General features: G+C 68.1%; 24 protein-coding genes. 11 read left to right on the top strand and 13 right to left on the bottom strand.

From position 1 onward, the window contains the following. The first annotated feature begins 17 nt into the window (after window positions 1-17). On the top strand, window positions 18-611 hold the full coding sequence (def, locus tag CLV29_RS02390; protein ID WP_133753473.1) for a peptide deformylase: 594 nt from the start codon (window positions 18-20) through the stop codon (window positions 609-611). A 124-nt stretch (window positions 612-735) separates the two neighbouring features. On the opposite strand, the gene CLV29_RS02385 is transcribed toward def, so the two are convergent. Next, complete coding sequence (locus tag CLV29_RS02385; RefSeq protein WP_133753472.1) at window positions 736-1,560, bottom strand: TrmH family RNA methyltransferase; 825 nt, start codon at window positions 1,558-1,560, stop codon at window positions 736-738. Between the two features lie 59 nt (window positions 1,561-1,619). Between CLV29_RS02385 and CLV29_RS02380 the strand changes: the two genes are divergently transcribed. Together CLV29_RS02380 and CLV29_RS02375 are read left to right on the top strand one after the other, a co-directional pair. Next, window positions 1,620-2,795 (top strand): LOG family protein, encoded by a 1,176-nt coding sequence (locus tag CLV29_RS02380; RefSeq protein WP_243831674.1) that lies wholly within the window; start codon window positions 1,620-1,622, stop codon window positions 2,793-2,795. 91 nt (window positions 2,796-2,886) lie between these two features. After that, window positions 2,887-3,423 (top strand): YbaK/EbsC family protein, encoded by a 537-nt coding sequence (locus CLV29_RS02375; RefSeq protein ID WP_133753471.1) that lies wholly within the window; start codon window positions 2,887-2,889, stop codon window positions 3,421-3,423. 15 nt (window positions 3,424-3,438) lie between these two features. On the opposite strand, the gene CLV29_RS02370 is transcribed toward CLV29_RS02375, so the two are convergent. Then, the gene (locus tag CLV29_RS02370) at window positions 3,439-4,245 is read right to left on the bottom strand and encodes an ABC transporter ATP-binding protein (protein ID WP_133753470.1); all 807 of its coding nucleotides are present in this window, start codon (window positions 4,243-4,245) and stop codon (window positions 3,439-3,441) included. Between the two features lie 107 nt (window positions 4,246-4,352). Here CLV29_RS02370 and CLV29_RS02365 point away from each other — a divergent pair, with 107 nt between their 5' ends. Next, window positions 4,353-5,066 carry a hypothetical protein gene (locus CLV29_RS02365; RefSeq protein ID WP_133753469.1) on the top strand — a complete coding sequence of 238 codons (714 nt, stop codon included), beginning with the start codon at window positions 4,353-4,355 and terminating at the stop codon, window positions 5,064-5,066. A gap of 54 nt (window positions 5,067-5,120) precedes the next feature. Here CLV29_RS02365 and fabI read toward each other — a convergent pair whose 3' ends face one another. Both fabI and fabG read right to left on the bottom strand, forming a co-directional pair. Continuing rightward, window positions 5,121-5,891 (bottom strand): enoyl-ACP reductase FabI, encoded by a 771-nt coding sequence (gene fabI, locus CLV29_RS02360; protein ID WP_133753468.1) that lies wholly within the window; start codon window positions 5,889-5,891, stop codon window positions 5,121-5,123. Between the two features lie 32 nt (window positions 5,892-5,923). Continuing rightward, window positions 5,924-6,679, bottom strand: coding sequence for a 3-oxoacyl-ACP reductase FabG (gene fabG, locus CLV29_RS02355; protein ID WP_133753467.1), 756 nt, complete (start codon window positions 6,677-6,679; stop codon window positions 5,924-5,926). A gap of 32 nt (window positions 6,680-6,711) precedes the next feature. On the opposite strand from fabG, the gene CLV29_RS02350 reads away from it, so the two are divergent. Beyond that, window positions 6,712-7,077 carry a DUF3099 domain-containing protein gene (locus CLV29_RS02350; protein ID WP_133753466.1) on the top strand — a complete coding sequence of 122 codons (366 nt, stop codon included), beginning with the start codon at window positions 6,712-6,714 and terminating at the stop codon, window positions 7,075-7,077. Next, window positions 7,074-7,274: an acetone carboxylase gene (locus tag CLV29_RS02345; protein ID WP_133753465.1), complete on the top strand. Its 201-nt coding sequence runs from the start codon at window positions 7,074-7,076 to the stop codon at window positions 7,272-7,274. Before CLV29_RS02350 ends, CLV29_RS02345 begins: the two co-directional genes overlap by 4 nt. Before the next feature lie 93 nt (window positions 7,275-7,367). Here the strand turns inward: CLV29_RS02345 and moaA are convergent, their stop codons facing one another. After that, on the bottom strand, window positions 7,368-8,378 hold the full coding sequence (gene moaA, locus CLV29_RS02340) for a GTP 3',8-cyclase MoaA (RefSeq protein ID WP_133753464.1): 1,011 nt from the start codon (window positions 8,376-8,378) through the stop codon (window positions 7,368-7,370). A gap of 141 nt (window positions 8,379-8,519) precedes the next feature. Here moaA and CLV29_RS02335 point away from each other — a divergent pair, with 141 nt between their 5' ends. From CLV29_RS02335 to CLV29_RS02320, 4 genes are all read left to right on the top strand, one after another. After that, window positions 8,520-8,801 (top strand): DUF6457 domain-containing protein, encoded by a 282-nt coding sequence (locus CLV29_RS02335; RefSeq protein WP_133753463.1) that lies wholly within the window; start codon window positions 8,520-8,522, stop codon window positions 8,799-8,801. Window positions 8,802-8,844: 43 nt separating this feature from the next. Continuing rightward, on the top strand, window positions 8,845-9,696 hold the full coding sequence (locus CLV29_RS02330; RefSeq protein WP_133753462.1) for an SURF1 family cytochrome oxidase biogenesis protein: 852 nt from the start codon (window positions 8,845-8,847) through the stop codon (window positions 9,694-9,696). 95 nt (window positions 9,697-9,791) lie between these two features. Continuing rightward, on the top strand, window positions 9,792-10,553 hold the full coding sequence (locus CLV29_RS02325; RefSeq protein WP_133753461.1) for an SDR family oxidoreductase: 762 nt from the start codon (window positions 9,792-9,794) through the stop codon (window positions 10,551-10,553). A gap of 29 nt (window positions 10,554-10,582) precedes the next feature. After that, a complete protein-coding gene (locus CLV29_RS02320) occupies window positions 10,583-11,407 on the top strand; it encodes a putative RNA methyltransferase (protein ID WP_133753460.1) in 825 nt (274 codons plus the stop codon). Between the two features lie 69 nt (window positions 11,408-11,476). Here CLV29_RS02320 and CLV29_RS02315 read toward each other — a convergent pair whose 3' ends face one another. From CLV29_RS02315 to CLV29_RS02300, 4 genes are all read right to left on the bottom strand, one after another. Continuing rightward, on the bottom strand, window positions 11,477-12,208 hold the full coding sequence (locus CLV29_RS02315) for a helix-turn-helix domain-containing protein (RefSeq protein WP_133753459.1): 732 nt from the start codon (window positions 12,206-12,208) through the stop codon (window positions 11,477-11,479). Between the two features lie 140 nt (window positions 12,209-12,348). Continuing rightward, window positions 12,349-13,626: a GNAT family N-acetyltransferase gene (locus CLV29_RS02310; protein WP_133753458.1), complete on the bottom strand. Its 1,278-nt coding sequence runs from the start codon at window positions 13,624-13,626 to the stop codon at window positions 12,349-12,351. Window positions 13,627-13,802: 176 nt separating this feature from the next. After that, the gene (locus CLV29_RS02305; RefSeq protein WP_133753457.1) at window positions 13,803-15,401 is read right to left on the bottom strand and encodes an ABC-F family ATP-binding cassette domain-containing protein; all 1,599 of its coding nucleotides are present in this window, start codon (window positions 15,399-15,401) and stop codon (window positions 13,803-13,805) included. A 146-nt stretch (window positions 15,402-15,547) separates the two neighbouring features. Continuing rightward, a complete protein-coding gene (locus CLV29_RS02300) occupies window positions 15,548-16,006 on the bottom strand; it encodes a rhodanese-like domain-containing protein (protein WP_133753456.1) in 459 nt (152 codons plus the stop codon). Window positions 16,007-16,241: 235 nt separating this feature from the next. Between CLV29_RS02300 and CLV29_RS02295 the strand changes: the two genes are divergently transcribed. After that, complete coding sequence (locus CLV29_RS02295; protein WP_133753455.1) at window positions 16,242-17,246, top strand: proline racemase family protein; 1,005 nt, start codon at window positions 16,242-16,244, stop codon at window positions 17,244-17,246. 55 nt (window positions 17,247-17,301) lie between these two features. Here CLV29_RS02295 and CLV29_RS02290 read toward each other — a convergent pair whose 3' ends face one another. From CLV29_RS02290 to sufC, 4 genes are all read right to left on the bottom strand, one after another. Beyond that, a complete protein-coding gene (locus CLV29_RS02290; protein ID WP_243831850.1) occupies window positions 17,302-17,649 on the bottom strand; it encodes a metal-sulfur cluster assembly factor in 348 nt (115 codons plus the stop codon). 175 nt (window positions 17,650-17,824) lie between these two features. Continuing rightward, window positions 17,825-18,283: a Fe-S cluster assembly sulfur transfer protein SufU gene (sufU, locus tag CLV29_RS02285; RefSeq protein WP_133753453.1), complete on the bottom strand. Its 459-nt coding sequence runs from the start codon at window positions 18,281-18,283 to the stop codon at window positions 17,825-17,827. A gap of 2 nt (window positions 18,284-18,285) precedes the next feature. Next, window positions 18,286-19,521: a cysteine desulfurase gene (locus CLV29_RS02280; RefSeq protein ID WP_133753452.1), complete on the bottom strand. Its 1,236-nt coding sequence runs from the start codon at window positions 19,519-19,521 to the stop codon at window positions 18,286-18,288. 91 nt (window positions 19,522-19,612) lie between these two features. Further along, window positions 19,613-20,374, bottom strand: coding sequence for a Fe-S cluster assembly ATPase SufC (gene sufC / locus CLV29_RS02275; RefSeq protein WP_133753451.1), 762 nt, complete (start codon window positions 20,372-20,374; stop codon window positions 19,613-19,615). Between the last annotated feature and the right edge of the window lie 11 nt (window positions 20,375-20,385).

Raw genomic sequence — 20,385 nt, 5'->3', positions numbered from 1 at the left:
AAAGCGATGCTGCGCTGATGACGACCACGTCGGACCTGACCACCGGCGGGCGGGTACGCCCGATCACCCGCTGGGGTTCGCCGGTGATGCACACCCCGACCGAACCGGTCACCGTCTTCGACGACGCATTGCGGGAACTGGCCCGCGACATGTTCGCCACCATGGAGGCTGCCGCCGGTGTCGGTCTGGCAGCGACCCAGGTCGGCGTCGGCATCTCCATGTTCGTCTTCGACTGTCCCGACGCCGACGACGAGCGCCATGTCGGTGTGGTCTGCAATCCGGTGGTGGAACTGCCCTCGGGCAAGGAACGCCGCCTGGAGGTCGCCGACGAGGGCTGTCTCTCCCTGCCCGGCGCCTACGCCGAACTGGCCCGACCCGATCATGCGATCTGTCGCGGACAGGACGCGTACGGCAACGATGTGGAGATCGTCGGCACCGGACTGCTCGCCCGCTGTCTGCAGCACGAGACCGACCACCTCAACGGGATCGTCTTCGGCGATCGCCTGCGCGGAAAGCTCCGCAAGGGCCTCTACGCCGCCCATGAGGAGACCGCGGACCGCTACCCCGCCGACTGGCCGGTGCAGGACCGGGAGCCGGTCGAGGGTTCCTGACCAGCCAGTCCACCTACGAGGCTCGGCACGCGCGGCCGGCTGCGCCCGTCGACGCCGGGCAGCCGACGTCCAGCCGGTTGTACCCCATCGGCCGCGTGCGCTCGGAACGGCTCGGCCTCCTCGCTCAGCCGGCGTCGCTGTGCGGTCGGTTCAGGGCCCAGCAGGCGACGGCCGTTGCCGCGCCCACATTCAGCGAATCGATGCCGGCAGCCATCGGGATCCTGACCACTCGGTTCGCGCCGTCGATCCAGCGTCGCGACAGCCCTGCCCCCTCGGTGCCGACCATGATCGCCAGCCGCTCGTCGTTGCCGTGCTCGACGACCGCCTCGTCCAAGGTGATCGAATCGCTGTCCAGCGCCAACGCCAAGGTCGTGAATCCGTTGTCCCGCAGCAGATCCGGGGCATTCGCCCAGTCCTCCAGCCGTGCCCACGGAAGGCTGAAGACCGCACCCATCGCCACCTTGATCGAACGCCGGTACAGCGGGTCGGCAGCCCTCGGAGCCAGCAGCACGCCGTCCCAGCCCAGGGCGGCCGCGGTGCGCAGGATCGCGCCGACGTTCGTGTGATCGACCACATCCTCGATCACCACCAGTCGGCGGCATTGCAGAAGATCGTCGACGCCGTGCCGGATCTCCCGGTGCAGCGAAGCCAGCGCCCCCCGGTGCACATGGAACCCGGTCACCTGTTCGGCCAGTTCCTCGGTGACGACCATCACCGGTACGTCGGGGTGCCGTTCGATCACATCGGACAGGGAATCCGGCCATCGTTCGGCCAGCAACAGGCTCCGGGGTCGGTATCCCGCCTCCACCGCGCGGCGGATGACCTTCTCCCCCTCGGCGATGAACAACCCGTGGGTGCTCTCCAGGTGCCGCCGCAGCGAGGTGTCGCGCAGCGAGACGTAATCGGCCAGTCTCGGGTCGTCGGGCTCGGTGATGGAGATCCTGGGCACCGGACCATGCTGCCACCCATCGACGGTCCGGGTGTCCGCCGACCGCTAGGTTCGGCGGCGTGAAGCACAATCGTGGACAGCTGATCGACGTCGACAGCGTGGACGAGTTCGACCGACGGCTGTCAGCACACCCCGACGCCGCAGCGACCTCGACGGGGCCGGCCGATGACCCGACGACCTCACCGGGGCGGGTCGATGACCCGACGACCTCACCGGGGCGGGTCGATGACCCGACGACCTCCACCCTGACCGGTTGGCGGATCCATGGCCTGGACCTGCGCGAGCGTACCGAGACGGTGCTCGGCTGCCGGGTGTCCGGGTCACTCTTCCTGGGCTGCACCTTCGCTCCGGGAGTGGAACAGCTGATCACCGACCGTGGCGGTTTGATCTTCCCCACCGTGCCGGAGACTCCGGTGACGGTGGACCGCCAGAACCTCTACACCGCCGGCGAACTGTACGGCGACGGCGCCTACCCGGTCAGCCTCGATGCCCGTACCTATGCCTGGTCCCAGCAACCACCGACCGAGGAGACGGCCTTGGCCGAGCGGTTGCACGACCACAGCGTCTCGGTGGCGCTGGAGGAATGGGTACGGGGCCGCCGGATCGCCGGGGTGATGGGTGGCCACGCCGTGCACCGGGGAACCCCGCCGTATGCCCAAGCGGCCCTGCTCGGGCAATTGGCGACCGTCGCCACCGGCGGTGGACCGGGGGCGATGGAGGCGGCCAACCTGGGTTCCCGATTGGCCGTCCACGATCGACAGGTCCTCGATTCGGCGCTGCGGACCGTGGCGGAAGTTCCCAGCTTCGCCCCCGACATCGGCGCCTGGTCGGCCGCCGCCTTCGAGGTGATCGGCCGTTTCGCCGAGCCGGTCGAATCACTCGGCATCCCCACCTGGCACTACGGCCACGAACCGCCCAACCCGTTTCCCACCGCGATCGCCAAGTTCTTCGGCAATCCGGTCCGCGAAGCGGTGCTGCTGGAGATCTGCAATGCCGGCATCGTCTTCCTCCCCGGGGCTGCCGGAACCGTCCAGGAGATCTTCGCCGACGCCTGTGAGAACTACTACGCCCATCCCTCGGCCCTGGCGCCGATGATCTTGGTCGACACCCATCACTGGACCGAGGTGCTGCCCGTCTGGCCGCTGCTGCGGGCCCTGGCCGCGGACCGGGCGATGCAGGACCGGATCCATCTGGTCGACACCGTCGAGGAGGCCGCCGAGTTGATCATCGGCTGACCCCGGCGACTGACGGTACGATCCGCTGCCGGGTGATTCCGGCCCGCAGACGGGGCTCAATCCCCCGCCCACAGGGCGGTACCGTGCGCACATGGACGCTCCGCAGCTCGGAAACCTCACTTGGCGAGAACTCCCCTCGGTTCCCGACCTCGTCGCCCCGCCGGTCGCTGCCGCCACGCTGCCCGGACCGGCCTGGGTCGCGCCGGTCGATCCCGAGCTCGCCGACACCGCCGCCTTCTGCGAGCACTATCAGGTACCCACAGCCCGATCGGCGAACTGTGTGATCGTCGAGGGCCGCCGTGGCGAACAGACCACCCTGGCCGCAGTCATGGTCCTGGCCGAGGATCGCGCGGACATCAACAAAGCGGTACGCAAACATCTCGGGGTACGCAAGGTCAGTTTCGCGCCGATGGACACCGCCACCGAACTGACCGCGATGGAGTACGGCGGGATCACCCCGATCGGGCTGCCCGCCGACTGGCCGATCCTGGTCGACTCCGCAGTGGCAGGCGCCGGTCCGGTCGTGATCGGCGCCGGGGTGCGCGCAGCCAAGATCATGATCGACGGCGCGGATCTGGCGGCTCTGCCGGGCGCCGAGGTGATCGACCTGGCCCTGCCCCGGGGCTGAGGGGTACGGGCGGCCTCAGCGTCGCCGGAAGGCCGAGGAACCGCCGGCGCGGACCGTCCAGCGCCCGCCGCTCTCGCTCACCTGCAGGGTGATCCCGAAGGTCTCCGACAGGTTGGCATCAGTGAGGGTCTCCCGCAGTGGCCCATGGGCGACGATGCGGCCTTCGCGAAGCAGCAGCGCATGGGTGATTCCCGGCGGGATCTCTTCCACATGGTGGGTGACCAGCACCTGCGCCGGTGCCATCGGGTCCTCGGCCAGGCGGGCCAAGGTGGCCACCAGGGTCTCCCGCCCGGCGACGTCCAGACCGGCCGCCGGCTCGTCCAGCAGTAGCAGCTCGGGGTCGCTCATCAGGGCCCGGGCGACCATCACCCGTTTGCGTTCGCCCTCACTCAGGGTGCCGAAGGTCCGGTCGGCCAGTTCGGCCACCCCGACCTGGGCGAGCAGCTCACGGGCCCGGTCGTGGTCCAGTTCGTCGTAGTCCTCCCGCCAGCGCCCCAGCACCGCGTAGGCGGCCGAGACGACGACATCGGCGACCCGTTCACTCTTCGGCACCCGTTCGGCCAGGGCGGCCGAGGTCATTCCGATCCGCGGCCGGATCTCGAAGACATCGGTGGCGCCGACGATCTCGCCGAGCAGGTCGACCATCCCGTTGCTCGGGTAGAGCTGGGCTCCGAGCACCTGCAGCAAGGTGGTCTTGCCTGCACCGTTGGGGCCGATCACCACCCAACGATCGGACTCGTCGATGGTCCAGTCGATGTCGGCCAGGAGTTCCTTGCCCTGACGCACGATGCTGACTCCGACGAGTTCGGCCACTTCTGCCATGTGCGAGAACCTACCAAGCCCGTCGGCTACGAGCACCGGCGGCACGCAGGGGCTCGCCCCAGCCCGGTTGCTTCGCCCGCCGATCCGGCGCGGTTACGCTGGCCGCCATGCACGCCCTTGCTGCGGCCGTCCGGCTCGCCGCCCATCTGAACCTGCTGCAACGGACACCGGTGAGTGTCGAGGTGGCGGCTCGCTCGGTGGTGGCCGACGACCCTGCCCACCATGTGGTGGACACCGAGGGCGTCCTGGGTCTGGATCGGTCGGCGGCCGCCGAGTTGGACGCCGGGCTGGCCGCAGCGACGGTGTTGGCGCCGGGCCCGTGGGTGCTCGCCCTTCCCCGCCCGGGGGCGCCGGGGCTGCTCCGTGGCCCGAAGGAACTCACTGCGGCCGCGATCGAGGCCGGAGCCGCTGTGGTGGCTGCCGGCGGGTTGTGCGCATTCGTCCCGTGGTCGGTCGGCAACGCGGTGCAGTGGGAGGTGTTCGCCGCCGCCCCGCCGGCCGTACCGCCGGGACGGTACGAGGTCGAGCGGGCCCTGTCGGAGACCGTTCTCACCGCAGGCAGGGCGCTGACCGAGATCGGCGGAGCAGCCGGCGAGCGTCCCGATCCGCCGACGGCGCTGCTGCCGCAGGGCTATCCGGCACGTACCCGACTTGCCGCCGACCGCGCGGCCGGGCTGCTGCTGGCCGCCGAGGCCGGCATCGAGGCGGCCGATCGGGCCTGGTCGGTGCATGCCGTGGAGGTACGCAGCCGTGAACTGCGGGCGCTGCGCGATGCCGCCGCCGACGCCCTGGCCGCGGCCGTCTGGTTGCCTCCGAGCTGAGAACGGCCCGCCCACCGAAGCGGTGGACGGGCCGTCGTGCGGAACCTGGGGCGCTCAGGCACCCACGGCGTGCAGACCACCGTCGACGTGGACGATCTCCCCGGTGGTGGCCGGGAACCAGTCGCTGAGCAGCGCGACGACGGCCTTCGCCGCCGGCACCATGTCGGTGGTGTTCCAGCCGAGCGGAGCCCGCTCGGCCCAGATGTTGTTGAACTCCTCGGCTCCGGGGATCGACTGCTTGGCCAGCGTGTCCAGCGGGCCCGCGGCGACCAGGTTGGAGCGCACACCGTCGGGACCGAGGTACTTGGCCAGGTAGCGGTTCACCGACTCCAGAGCAGCCTTCGCAACCCCCATCCAGTCGTACATCGGCCAGGCCAGGGTGGCGTCGAAGGTGAGGCCGACGACCGACGAGCGGTCGCTCAGCATCGGCACACAGGCCTTGGTCAGGCTCGCCATCGACCAGGCGGAGATCTTCACCGCGGTGGCGACATCGTCCCAGGGGGTGTCCATGAACTTGCCGCCCAGCGCGGTCTCGGGGTTGGCGAAGGCGATCGAGTGGACGATCCCGTCTACCCGGTCCAGGTGCTCGCCGAGACGCTCCGGCAGGGCCGCCAGATGCTCCTCATTGGTGACGTCGAGTTCGATCACCGGCGGTACCGGGTCCAGCCGACCGACCACCCGCTGGGTGAGTCGCAGCGCGCGGCCGAAGTTGGACACCACGACGGTGGCCCCTTCGGCCTGCGCGATCCGTGCCGCCTCGTAGGCGATCGAGGTGTGCTTGGTGACTCCGGTCACCAGGATCTGCTTGCCTTCGAGAATTCCCATGTCTTCCTTTCTGGAGAGCACCGACCGGCCGGTCAGTGCCCCATGCCGAGTCCGCCGTCGACCGGAAGCAGTGCTCCGGTGATGTATCCGGCCCCATCGCCGGCGAGGAATGCCACCGCCTGCGCCACATCGCGGGCTGTCCCGAGCCGTCCCAGCGGGATCTGGTCGGTATAGGCCTTGACCCGTTCGGCGGGCAGTTCTGCGGTCATGTCGGTTTCGATGAAGCCGGGCGCGACCACATTGGCGGTGATTCCGCGGGAGCCGAACTCCCGGGCGATCGAACGGGCCATTCCGACCATGCCGGCCTTCGAGGCGGCATAGTTCACCTGTCCGGCCGACCCGAGCTGGCCGACCACCGAGGAGATGAAGATGATCCGGCCGAACTTCTTGCGCATCATCGGCCGGGCCGCGCGTCGGGCGAGCCGGAAGGCGCCGGCCAGGTTCGCCTGCAGCACCGCCTCGTAGTCCTCGTCGCTCATCCGCAGCAGCAAGGTGTCCCGGGTGATCCCGGCGTTGGCCACCACGACCTCCACCGGCCCCAGCTTCTCCTCGACCTCACCGAACGCCCGGTCGACGGCCTCGGTGTCGGTCACATCGCACTGCACCCCGAGCACTCCCTGCGGGACCTCACCGGAGCGGTGGGTCGCGGCGACACGGTGCCCCGCGTCGCGCAGCTGTTCGGCGATCACCGCGCCGATCCCCCGGTTGCCACCGCTGACCAGCACGGTACGTGGGGTCTGCGCGGCTCCCGGCGTCGTCGCCGTCGTTTCTTCAGGGCTGGAATTCACACGGCTGAGGCTAGCGGACGTATGGTGGTCGGGTGCCTCGGCGAAACGCCCAATCCCCCGTGGTGGTGACCACCGCCCCGAAGTCCCCCGCTGCCCAGCGCAAGCAACGGGAGCGGCAGTACATGATCATGATGGGCATTCGGATGGTGTGTTTCCTGCTCATCTTCGCCGTACCGGGATTCTGGAAGCTGGTGATGATCGGGCTGGCCGTGGTGCTTCCCGGGATCGCGGTGATACTGGCCAATGCCGTGGATCGGCGGCGACAGAACACCGCGGCACTGCGCGAGCCCAGCGACTCCCCCGAACTCACCTCCGGGGTCGTCCTGGAGGCCGACGAGGACTATGGCGGCGACCACCGGCAGAGCACCCCGCATCAGGGCCAGGGAGGGACCCCATGAGCGAGGCGGACCTGCCGGAGGCCACCTGCTCGGCGAAGGGATGCCGGAACCCGGCGGTGTTCGACCACGCCTGGAACAACCCGAAGATCCACACCCCGGATCGCCGCAAGCACTGGCTGGCCTGTGCCGACCATCGCGACTCCCTGGGTTCTTTCCTGTCCGCGCGCGGTTTCCTGCGGGAGACCAGCGAACTCTGAGCGGCGAACCCTGAGCTGCGAACTCCGAGCGGCGAACTCTGAGGGCGTACGCCTGAACGGCGAACTCTGATCCCGGCGCTCCGGGTGGGCGGTTCAGCCGCCGATCGCCGACATCGGACGGTCCGGCTGGAGGAATCCCGGGTCGTCGATCCCGTGTCCGGCGCGTTTGCCGGCCATGGTCAGCTGCCACCGCCGGATCAGCTCGGCGTCGTCGGCCCCGCCGCGCAACGCTGCCCGGAGATCGGATTCCTCCCGGGCGAACAGGCAGTTGCGGAGTTGGCCGTCGGAGGTCAGTCGTACCCGATCGCAGGCTCCGCAGAAGGGTTTGCTCACCGAGGCGATGATCCCGACCTTGGCCGGGCCACCGTCGACGGTGAACAGTTCGGCCGGAGCACTGCCCCGGGCGATCACATCGGCCGGGTCCTCGGTGAGGACGAAGCGTTCCTGCAGCCGTCGACGGATCTCGGCAGCGGTGACCATGTCGGCACGGGTCCATCCGTGTTGGGCATCCAGAGGCATCTGTTCGATGAAGCGCAGTTCCACCCCGGTCCGTACTGCCCATTCCAGAAGATCTGCCGCCTCGTGGTCGTTCACCCCGCGCATCAGTACCGAATTGATCTTCACCGGGGCCAGCCCGGCCGCCACGGCAGCCTCCACCCCGTCGAGGACGTCGGGCAACCGCCGACGCCTGGTGAGCCGCTTGAAGGTCTCCGGATCCAGGGTGTCCAAGGAGACGTTGATCCGATCCAGGCCGAGCTCGGCCAACTCGACGGCCCGGCGGGCCAGACCGATGCCGTTGCTGGTCATGGCGATCCTCGGCCGCGGACGCAGCGCGGCGATACCGGCGAGGATCTGCGCCAGGTCGGGCCGCAGCAGCGGCTCCCCGCCGGTCAGTCGGATGCTGGTGATGCCGAGGTTCTCCACTGCGATCCGGATCAGCCGGATCAGTTCTTCATTGGTGAGCACCTCCGCATGCGGCAGCCAGTCCAGTCCTTGCGCCGGCATGCAATAGGTGCAGCGCAGATTGCAACGGTCGGTCAGGGAGACCCGAAGATCGGTGGCCACCCGTCCGAACCCGTCGACCAGGGGGATCGCTGCGGACATGGGCCGAGCCTACGCGCTTGCCCGCAAGGACTTGCCCCGAAGGAGCCGATGACCTCGCCCGACCCCCTTCTGCCCGGGGGCGCCGACGAAGCGTTGGGGGCCGCGTGCCATGATCGCCGAAGAACATGGGACGGAGGAGAGATGGCCACACAGACCAACACGCTGAACGGCTGGTTGCGCGAGGTATGCGCCGTGCTCGACATCCCCGAGGAGGATCTCGACGAGGACGCCAGGCACATCCTGCTCGACCTGAGCAGGGATGCCGCACACCAGGTGATTCGCCCGGCGGCACCGTTGACCGCCTATCTGATCGGTGTCGCGGTCGGTCGCGGCGCCAGCCTCAGCGCTGCCTCGGCGAAGGTCCAGCTGGCACTGCCGACCGAGGCCGGCCAGGACGCCGAGATCGAGTTCGAGGAGAGCTGAGCCGGAGTCTTGGACTCCGGGATCAGTGGCCTAGAGTGGTCACGTGCGTCGCCTGATCATCCGTTGGCTGGCGCTGCTGCTGTTCGTGATGGCGATCGGCGTCACCTGTGTCCTGCTGGGCCAGTGGCAGCTTGCCCGGTTGGAGGAACGCCGGGTGACCAACGAGTCGATCCAGTCCCGGGAGGACGCGGTTCCGGTATCGGCGAGCGAGGTCTTCGGCGGTCCGATCACCGAGGCCGAGGAATGGCAGCGGGTGGAGATCACCGGCACCTATGACGGCGCGAATCAGATCGTGGTCCGGCTGCGCACCCTGGACCGGCAGCCGGGAGTCGAAGTGGTTACGCCCCTGCGTACCGCCGACGGCCTGACGGTGCTGGTCGATCGTGGTTTCATGCCCACCGATCGGAATCGCCCCACCCCGACCACCGGGCCCGCCCCGCCGGCCGGTGAGGTCACCGTCACCGGATTCGTCCGGGTCGACGAACGCGGTGGTGACCAGGCGACGGTGCCGGTCGACGGGCAGACCCGGTTGGTCAACGCCCCGAAGATCGCCACGGTCCTGCCCTACCCGGTCGCCGACGGGTGGATCAGTCTGCAGTCGAGCACCCCGGCCGAGACCGAACTGGTGCCGCTGTCGCTTCCCGAGCTGTCCGACGGCCCGCACTTCTGGTACGCCGTGCAGTGGTTCATGTTCGCCAGTATCGGGCTGGCCGGCCTGATCGTCTTCGTCCGCGGGGATCTGCGGGAGCGCCGTGCCGAACGTGGTACGCCGCAGAAGGCGCCGAAGCAGAAACGGGCGAAGATCCCCTCACCCGACCCGTACCGTCCGCGGGAGACCGAACCCGGTTCCTCGACCCGCGAACCGAGCGGGACCGCCGAACATGTCGACCGATGACCCGGGCCCGACCGATCGGTGGCGGCCGAGGCCGGTATGCCCGCCGGCCCCGGAGATCATCGACCAGAACCTGACAGGACAACGGAGGAGTTGACGTGGATCTTGGCCTGACCGACAAGGTGTTCGTGGTGACCGCGGCCAGTGGCGGTCTGGGCCGTGCCAGCGCCGCCGCTCTCGTCGCCGAGGGCGCGAAGGTGGTCCTGGTGGCCCGCCGGGCGGAGGTGTTGGCCGAGGCCGTTGCCGAGTTCGGCGACGGTTCGGCAGTCGCCCTGAGCGGTGACCTCGGTGACCCCGACCTGCCCGGGCACGCCTGCCGGCTCGCGCTCGACACCTGGGGGCGACTCGACGGAGCCCTGATCAGCGTCGGCGGTCCCCCCGCGGGCGCGGTGTTGGAGATGTCGGAGAAGCAGTGGACCGATGCCTTCGACTCGGTCTTCCTGGCCGCCCTGCGCACGGTCCGCGCCGTGGTCGCGGCCGGCACCGCCGATGACCTGGCTATCGGGCTGGTTCTGTCGACCTCGGCCCGGTTGCCGCTGCCGGGTATGGCCATCTCCAACGGTCTGCGGCCGGGCCTGGGCATGCTGGTGAAACAACTGGCAGATGAACTGGGCCCGGACGGCACGCGGGTGCTCGGTCTGCTGCCGGGCAGCATCGACACCGAACGGATGATCCACCTGCTCGAACGGGCAGCCGATCCGCAGGCCGCCCGGAAGGCAGGTGAGAGCGCCATCCCGCTCCGGCGGTACGGACGACCCGAGGAGTTCGGTCGGGTCGCCGCCTTCGCGCTCTCACCCGCCGGGTCCTACCTGAGCGGGAGCCTGCTGCCCGTCGACGGTGGCGCCATGCGCACGGTGTGAATCCGCCGATGATCGAGAAGCGCTGACCGATGGGTGGTCTCGACCTGGTCAGCGATGTCCTGTGCTGCCCGGTGTGCCACAGCGGGGTCGTCGTCGATCATGATCACGACCGTGCCGTGTCGCTGGGCTGCGGCAACGGGCACCGCTTCGACATCGCCCGCCAGGGGTACGTGAACCTGCTGAACCAGCCTCCGCCGCGCAATGCCGACACCACGCAGATGGTCACCGCCCGCCATCGGGTGCTCAGCAGTGGCTGGTTCGATCCGGTGAGTTCGGCGCTCGTCGACCGGGTCCTGGGTCATGGGGTCCTGCTGGATGTCGGATCCGGTCCCGGTTGGTACGCAGGCCGGATCCTCGACACCCGGCCGGAGCTGCGGGGACTGGCGCTCGACGTGTCGGTGCCGGCCGTGCGGATGGCGGCCAGGGCGCATCGGCGACTGGCTGCCGCGGTGGCCGACACCTGGCGTCGACTGCCGGTGACGGATGCGTCGGTGGAGATGATCACCTGTGTCTTCGCCCCCCGGAACCCCGGCGAGTTCGCGCGGGTGCTCGCCGCCGATGGCCGGTTGCTGGTGGTCACCCCCCGCCCGGATCATCTGATCGAACTGCGGGAGACCGGTGCCCTGCTGGGCATCCAGGCGAACAAGTCCGACGAGCTCGATCGACAACTCGCGAGCGGCTTCACGGTGGCCGACAGGTTCGCTGTCGTCGCGCACCAGGCTGTCGATCCGGCGCTCGTCGCCGACCTGATCGGTATGGGGCCGAGTGCCTTCCACACCACCGCAGAGCCGGTCGGCGAGCTCGTCTCGGCCCTCACCCTCGCGGTGGACATCACCGTGGCCGTACCTCGCTGAGCAGGTCACCTGAGCAGACCCGGCAGACGACAGAGCCCGGGCCGACGGCCCGGGCTCTGCGAGAGGGTTTCAGCGGCGCGAGGACTTCTTCGAGCCCGACTTCTTGGCCGAGCCCTTCTTGGACGGGCTCTTCTTGGTGGCGGTCTTCTTGCCGGTGGTCTTCGTGGCCGCCGACTTGGTCGCGGCCGACCTCTTCGCCGGCGCCTTCTTCGCACTCGACTTCTTCGCCGCCGAACTGGCCGCAGTCGTCTTCGCCGGGCTCTTCTTCGCGGTGGTCTTCTTCGCGGTGGTCTTCTTGGCCGGCGTCGACTTGGCCGCAGTCGACTTCTTCGCGGTGGTCTTCTTGGCCGGGGACTTCTTCGCAGTCGACTTCTTCGCCGCCGAGCTTGCCGTGGTCTTCTTCGCCGGACTCTTCTTGGCAGTGGTCTTCTTCGCCGGGCTCTTCTTCGCCGGGGACTTCTTGGCCGTCGACGTGGTCGCGGTCGACTTGGTCGCGGTGGTCTTCTTCGCCGGGGACTTCTTGGCTGCGGCTCCGCGGGTGGCACCGCCGCGACCGCGCAGATCCACACCGGCCTCCTTCAGCACGCCGTGGACGAAACCGTAGGACCGCCCGGAATCGTCGGCGATCGACCGGATCGACTCACCCGACTTGTAGCGGCGAGCGAAGCTGGTGGCCAGGCTGTCGCGTTGTCTGCCGGTGATCCGAGCTCCCTTGGTCAGTGGAGCGGCAGCCTTCTTCGCTGGCGCCTTCTTGGCCGTGGTCTTCTTCGCGCTGCTCCTGGATGCCTTGGCTGCTGCCATGGTTCCCCCTCGTTGCGGTGTAGCTGGATGTTCGGCTGTCCACTCCGAGCCAGCCCTTTGAAACAATGATCAGCCATTTGCCGAGAACTGATCATTATTTGTCGATTATGGGCGTGTAATGATCAGCGATCAAGGTCAAATCAGAAATGCGTGATGCCCCAGACCGGCGCAGGGGCGGCGACCAGCTGATCAAGATTGTCGGTTCCACCGCTGCGCAACTCGTTGATCAAACCCGCCTTCTGCAGCGTCGACGGACGCACTGCACCGAGACTGATCGAGGCCAGCGCCGCCGCATCGAGGGCGACATCTGCCGGTTGATCAGTTCGGGTGACCCTTGCCGAACCGTCGGCCACCTCCACCAGGTAACGGCCCGGAACAAGGTCGAGTGAGTCGCTCACGTCGATCACCACCGTTCCCCGACCCACCCACGGGCGCGCCTGCAGGACCGCTGCGACGTCCAGCAGACGTAGCCATACATTCGCCCGGTAATCCGTCACCTGATAGAGATTCGGGTCATTCAGCGCGAATCGCAGCGGGTCCTCGACCGGTGCCTGCCGCCAATGCACTTCCTCGATCAGATCGATGTGTCCGAGGAAGTCCCACAATTCGAGGTAACCCTGCGCTGTCGTCGCGACCAGATCGGTGATCGTGATCTTGCCGAACTGATCGGCCTGCCGATCGGCCTCCCAGGTGACATATCCGTCCGGGCGCCGGTCGGCGGACAGGTGGATCGCACCACGGGTCCGTCGGTTCTCCTTGCCCAGGCCGAAATCCCAGACCCCACTGACATGGGTGGGAACGGTGCTGAAGCGCGAGACCGAACCGGGCACGCGCTGATGGAAGACGGCGAAGATGTCGGCGGCGTACTCCTGCACCCGGGCGGCGTCGACGAGCACGACGTTCCCCCCGGCGGGCGGGACCTGCAGACCGAACCGCATGTTGGTCTGCACCGTGACACCGGTCTCGAAGGTGGCGGGTCCGAACCCGAACCGGCGATAGATGCTGCCCTCGGTGACGGTCAGCGCAGCCACGGGAAGACCTGCATCCCGGGCTTCGGCCAGTTCGGCCGACATCATCGTCCGCAGCAGTCCACGACGTCGGTGGGTGGGACGCACCGTCACATCGGTGATCAACCGTGCAGGCAGAAGTGTTCGACCGCCGACGTTGAGGCTGCCGTCGGCACTGCAGAAGGTCGCCACCGGACGGTTCGGGTTACCCGGTTCCGGGATCTCGCGGTCGTAGACCCCACGCAACAGCAGGTCGTCGTCGTAACTGCCCTCGACCATCCGGGCCAGTCGATCATCGCTGAGCCGCTCGCCGTGGAATCCCTGGTTCACAGCGCGCCACCAGCGCACCACGTCGGGGTTCTCCGCAGGGTCGGCCGACTGCGCACGGAAGGTCTTCATCTCCAGGTCCACGGCACAACCGTAGACAGCCCCGCCGCGTTCGGCCAGCTTGCGCGCACAACCTCCTGCCCGCCGAACCCGTCGACCCGCTGCCGGCCCTCCCGGAACGACCGGTCGCACCCGCCCGATCACCCTGGTCCGAGCACACCCGGTCGATGCCCGCGTGCCGGGCGGTGATCATGATCGGATCAGGCCAGGGAGATCAGCTCACCGTAGGCCGGGCTCCAATGGTCCTCATCGCCATCGGGCAGCAACAACACCCGGTCGGGCTGCAGCGCCTCCACCGCACCCTCGTCATGGGTGACCAGGACGACAGCTCCGGCGTAGGTACGGATGGCCTCCAGCACCTCGCCCCGTGACGCCGGGTCGAGGTTGTTCGTCGGTTCGTCCAGCAGCAGCACGTTCGCACCGGAGACGACCAACATGGCCAGCGCCAACCGGGTCTTCTCCCCACCGGAGAGCACCTTCGCCGGCTTCTCCACGTCATCGCCGCTGAACAGGAACGAGCCGAGGATCTTGCGGACCTCGGTGTCGTTCAGGTTCGGCGAGGCACTGATCATGTTGTCCAGCACCGACGCCTCGGTGTCCAAGGTTTCGTGTTCCTGGGCGTAGTAGCCCAGGCGCAGTCCGTACCCGGGCTCGACCTCACCGGTGTCGGGACGTTCGATCCCGGCCAGGATCCGCAACATGGTCGTCTTGCCCGCACCGTTCAGCCCGAGGATCACCACCTTGGACCCGCGGTCGATCGCGAGGTCGACGCCGGTGAAGACCTCCAGCGATCCGTAACTCTTGGACAGGTTGTTCCCCATCAGCGGGGTCCGGCCGGCCGGCACGGGGTCGGGGAATCTGATCTTGGCCACCTTGTCGCTGACCCGCTCCCCCTCGATGCCGGAGAGCAACTTCTCCGCCCGCCTGGCCATGTTCTGCGCAGCCACGGCTTTGGTCGCCTTCGCCCCCATCTTGGCGGCCTGGTTCAGCAACTGCTCGGCCTTGCGTTCGGCATTCACCCGTTCACGACGGCGTCGCTTCTCGTCGGTCTCCCGCTGCAACAGGTACCGGCGCCAGTCCATGGCGTAGATGTCGATCACCGAACGGTTCGCATCCAGGTGGAACACCTTGTTCACCACCGCCGCCAGCAGGTCGGTGTCGTGACTGATCACGATCAGGCCGCCGGAATAGCTCTGCAGGAACCCCCGCAACCAGGCGATCGAATCGGCGTCCAGGTGGTTGGTCGGCTCGTCCAGCAGCAGGGTCTCGGCGCTGGAGAAGAGAATCCGTGCCAACTCCACCCGACGGCGCTGTCCACCCGACAGCGTCCGCAGCGGCTGGCCGAGGACCCGATCCGGAAGCGCCAGGTTGCCGGCGATCCGAGCCGCCTCGGCCTCGGCGGCATAGCCCCCGCCGGCCTGCAGTTCGGCTTCGGCCCGGGTGTAGCGCGCCATTGCCTGCTCACGCTCTGCGTCGTCCTGCGAAGCCATCTGCTCCTCGGACTGCCGCAGTCGCCGCAGCACCTGGTCCAGACCACGGGCGGACAGGATCCGGTCCCGGGCCAGCACCTCCGGGTCACCGGTGCGGGGGTCCTGCGGGAGATAACCGACCTCACCGGTACGGCTGAGGGTCCCGGCGGCAGGCTGCGCCTGCCCGGACAGGATCTTGGTCAGGGTCGTCTTCCCGGCGCCGTTGCGGCCGACCAGTCCGATCTTGTCCCCGGCGGCGACCTGGAAGGTCGCATTCTCCAACAACAGACGGGCACCGGCGCGTACCTCGAGGTCACGGACGGCAAGCATGCGAAAAGGACTCTCTGATCGGGGTGACAGGACAAACGAGACCAGTTTCTTCCCTTTTCCCGTTCAATCCAAACCGTCGGCCCACCCGAGCCCGAGTGCGGCAGCTCGGCAGCCGAGGATCACCGACAGCCGCACGCTGTCCGTGATCAGTTCGTCGACCCGGACCTGATCGTTCGTACCGGCAGACCGGCTGCCTGCCAGGCTCCGAAACCACCGATCACATCCGAGACCTCGCTCACCCCAGTCCGCTGCAGGGCAGCCGCCAGCCGGACCGAGGCATTGCCGTTCTGGCAGATCAGGATCGGCGGCAGACCACCCAGGGACTGCGACAACCAGCCGAGATCGCACACGTCCACGGTCAGGGTGGCCAGTTCGGGATCCAGCACCCCGGCCTGTTCCCGTACCCATTGCGGCCGGATGTCGATCAACATCGCGTAGCCGTGCAATGCATGCTGGAAGGCGCGACGGGCGCTGATCCGGGTGGTCGCAGCGGCCGGGCTCGACGGCGGGGTCGTCACAGCGGTGAACAACCCGGTCTGGTAGCCGGCGTCGCTCGATGCGACGATCGGGGCGGTGGCGTTCTCGATCTGGTTGATGACAGTCATCTGAGGTGTTCTCCGGTCGGTGCGCCGAGCAGGGCGCAGATCTGTTGGCTGGTCAGTGCGCACAACAGGGACAACACATTCGCGATGCCAGAGGCACCACGGCGCAGGTGTTGTCGGAGAACATGGCGTCATTTTAGGCACACCGGACACGGACCGAGGAGTATCGTCTCGAATACTGATGCAGAAGAGTGCGGTTTCCTCCCCGATCGCGCCGATGAAGTGACGGAGCAGGCCGATGTCCATCTTCGATCACGCGTCGACCGTGACCACCCATGACTGGCACACCGCGGGAGAACCGTTCCGGATCGTCACCGGTGTCGAGACCGACGGTGCCTCGGTCGCCGAGCGCCGGATGGCGGCGATCACCGGAGAACCCGATCGCCTACGCCGGTTCCTCTGCCTGGAGCCGCGTGGTCACGACGACATGTACGGCGGATTCATCACCCCGCCCGATGACGACGGCGCCGACTTCGGGGTCCTGTTCTGGCACAAGGACGGATTCTCCACCGCCTGCGGTCACGGCACGATGGCGCTCGGGGCCTGGGCGGTGGCCACCGGTCGGGTGAGGGCGCCGGAGGACGGCCGGGCGGTGGTCACCATCGACGTGCCGAGCGGGCGGGTGCAGGCGATCGTCGACCGGCAGGCGGGCCGGACCATCGAGGTCACCTACCGCAGCGTCGCCTCGCGGGTCCTGGCACGCGGTCTGTCGCTGACCACCTCCCGCGGCGATCTGGTGGTCGACCTGATCTTCGGCGGGGCCGTCTATGCCAGCGTCCCGGCCTCGGCGCTGGGGCTGCAGGTGGCGGTGGGAGATCTACCCGAACTGATCCGGCTGGGCCGGGAGATCAAGTGGACGATGAACGCCCATCCGCTGGCGAAGATCGTCCCGGATCATCTCTCGGGTGTGTACGGGACGATCCTGTTCGACGATCTGGGCGAGACCGCGGACGGCCCGTACCAGCGCAATGTGACGATCTTCGCCGATGGAGAGGTGGACCGGAGTCCTTGCGGGTCGGGCACCGCCGCCCGGGTGGCGCTGCTCCACGCCGACGGTCGGCTGGGCCCCGGACAGGTACTCACCCACGAGTCGATCATCGGTACGCAGTTCCGGGCGCGGGTGGCAGCGGCGGAGAACGGGGCGGTGATCCCCGAGGTGAGCGGCAGGGCCCACGAGATCGGCAGGTCGGAATTCAGGATCGATCCCGACGATCCGCTGCGCGAGGGTTTCAGCCTGCGGTGACCGGTGGCGACCCTCGACCCCGCCCCAGCGGGTGTCGACGCAGGGTCCCCGGAAATCAGCCGACGTTGAATCCGAGCGCGCGCAGTTGCTCGCGACCGTCCTCGGTGATCTTCGCCGGGGTCCACGGCGGCATCCAGACCCAGTTGAGCACGGCACGCTCGACCAGACCCTCCAGGACGGTGGCGACCTGTTCCTCCAGGACGTCGGTCAGCGGGCAGGCGGCCGAGGTCAGGGTCATGTCGATCACCACCCCGTCATCACCCTCCAGGTTCAGCCCGTAGACCAGACCGAGGTCGACGACGTTCACCCCCAGTTCGGGGTCGATCACATCCTTCAGCGCCTCCTCGATGTCGTCGACGGTGGCCCGGGTGTCCGGCGAATCCGCTGCCTCGGTCTGCGGCAGGGTGTCCTCGACCCGGTCGGAGGGACGCCCGGTCCCCGGCTGCTCGGCCACGGGCTGTTCTGCCACGGGCTGTTCTGCCACGGGCTGTTCTGCCACGGGCTGTTCTGAATGGGAAGTCTGCTGGTTCATCACTGGTACCTCGGCTGTTCGGTCATCGTCTGATCGGCGGTCGGGATCACTCGGCTGTCCGGTCGGCCCCGGTGGCCTGCACCGCGGCATCCTTGAAGGCCGACCAGCCCAGCAGGGCGCATTTCACACGGCCCGGGAACTTCGCCACCCCGGCGAAGGCGATCCCGTCCTCCAGGGTGTCCTCATCGGGTTCGATCTGCCCCCGGCCGTGCATGAGTTCGAGGAAGCTCTCGTGCAGCGCCAATGCCTCGTCCAGGTTCTTGCCGATCACCAGGTCCGTCATCACCGACGTGGAGGCCTGGGAGATCGAACAGCCCACTCCGTCATAGGAGACGTCGCGGACCTGATCGCCGTCGAGGGACACCCGCAAGGTCACCTCGTCGCCACAACTGGGATTGACATGGTGGACCTCGGCGCCGAACGGATCACGCAGGCCCGAATGATGTTTCTCCCGATAGTGCTCCAGGATGATCTCCTGGTACAGCTCTTCCACATTCGCGCTCATGATCAACCTCGGTCGAAGAAGCGGCGGGTGTACTCGATGCCGTCGACGAGTGCATCGATCTCCGCCTCGGTCGTGTACAGGTAGGACGAGGCCCGGGTGCTGGACTGGATGCCGAGCCGTTCGTGCAACGGGCGGGCGCAGTGGTGCCCACCGCGGACCGCGATCCCGCGGGAGTCGAGGAACTGCGCCATGTCGTGCGGATGCACACCCGGTACGTCGAAGCTGATCGCACCCCCGCGCTCCACCGCCTCGGTGGGGCCGAGGATCCGCAGCCCGGGGATGGTCTGCAGCCCTTGCAGGGCGTAGGCGGTGATCGCGTGCTCATGGTCGGCGATGGCCTGCATACCGATCCCGTCCAAATAGTCCGCGGCGACCCCGAGCACGGCTGCCTCGGCGATCGGCGGGGTGCCTGCCTCGAACCGTGCCGGTGGTGGTGCGAAGGTGGAGCCGGTCATCCGGACGATCTCGATCATCTCCCCGCCGCCGAGGAACGGCGGCAGTTCGACCAGCAGGTCGTAGCGTCCCCAGAGCACACCGACGCCGGTCGGACCGACCATCTTGTGACCGGTCATCGCGACCAGATCGGCACCGAGCTCCGACACCGAGGTCGGCAGTTGCGGTACGCCCTGGCAGGCGTCGACCACCATCACCGCGCCGACCGCATGGGCCTGCTCGGCGATCCTGGCGACCGGATTGACCGTGCCGAGGACATTGGACACCCAGGCCACCGAGACGATCTTGGTCCGGGAGTTGATCAGACCGTCACGTTCGGCCTTCTCCAGATCCAGCCGCCCGTCGTCGGTGATGTCGAACCACCGCAGGACCGCGCCGGTGCGTTCGCACAGCAACTGCCAGGGAACGATGTTCGAGTGATGCTCCATCACCGAGACCACGATCTCGTCCCCCGGCTGCAACTGGGAACCGAGCGTGTGGGCGGCGAGGTTCAGCGCCTCCGAGGCGTTCTTGGTGAAGACCACCTCTTCTGCCCGCGCGGCCCCGATGAACCGGGCGATCTTGCGCCGCCCGGTCTCGTAGGCCTCGGTGGCCTCGGCGCCGAGCATGTGCATCGCCCGCGCGACATTGGCGTTGTGCTGGGCGTAGTGCTCGGTGATCGCGTCGATCACGACCTGCGGCTTCTGCGAGGTGTTCGCGGAGTCCAGGTAGACCAGCGGGTGATCACCGACGGTCCGCTCCAGGATCGGGAAGTCCTTGCGGATGACCTCCACGTCGTATCCCATGGCTGCTCCTGTCAGTTGATCAAGGTCGCCCGTGTGCGACCGGGACCCGGTGGACCGAGATGCTCGGGCCACCGGGTGGTTGCCCGTGGGCTCAGTTGGCGACCGCGTTGACGAACCGGTCGTACCCCTCGGCCTCCAGCCGCTCGGCCAGTTCCGGGCCACCCTGTTCGGCGATCCGGCCGTTCACGAAGACGTGCACGTAGTCGGGGGTGATGTAGCGCAGGATCCGGGTGTAGTGGGTGATCAGCAGCAGACCTCGGTCACCCTGGTCGGCGTACCGGTTCACGCCCTCGGAGACGATCCGCAGGGCGTCGATGTCGAGGCCGGAGTCGGTCTCGTCGAGGATCGCGAACTTCGGGTTCAGCAGTTCCAGCTGGACGATCTCGTGCCGCTTCTTCTCACCGCCGGAGAACCCCTCGTTGACCGATCGCTGGGCGAAGGTCTCATCGAGCTTCACCCGCTCCATCGCCGCATTCACGTCCTTCACCCAGGTACGCACCTTCGGCGCCTCACCGGTGACTGCGGTCTTGGCGGTACGCAGGAAGTTGGCGACCGAGATTCCGGGCACCTCCACCGGGTACTGCATGGCCAGGAAGAGGCCGGCCCGGGCGCGCTCGTCGACCGACATCTCCAGGATGTCCTCGCCGTCGAGGGTCACCGAGCCCTCGGTGATGGTGTACTTCGGGTGTCCGGCGATGGCATAGGCCAAGGTGGACTTGCCCGAACCGTTCGGGCCCATGATGGCGTGCTTCTCACCGCTGTTCACGGTCAGGTTCACGCCCTTGAGGATCTCCTTCGGGCCCGTCTCGGTCTCGACGACCGCGTGCAGGTTCTTGATATCGAGTGTCGACATGTCGTTGCTTT

The sequence above is a fragment of the Naumannella halotolerans genome, assembly GCF_004364645.1.
GTDB classification, from domain to species: domain Bacteria; phylum Actinomycetota; class Actinomycetes; order Propionibacteriales; family Propionibacteriaceae; genus Naumannella; species Naumannella halotolerans.
This window is presented reverse-complemented; position numbering and strand designations above follow the sequence as displayed.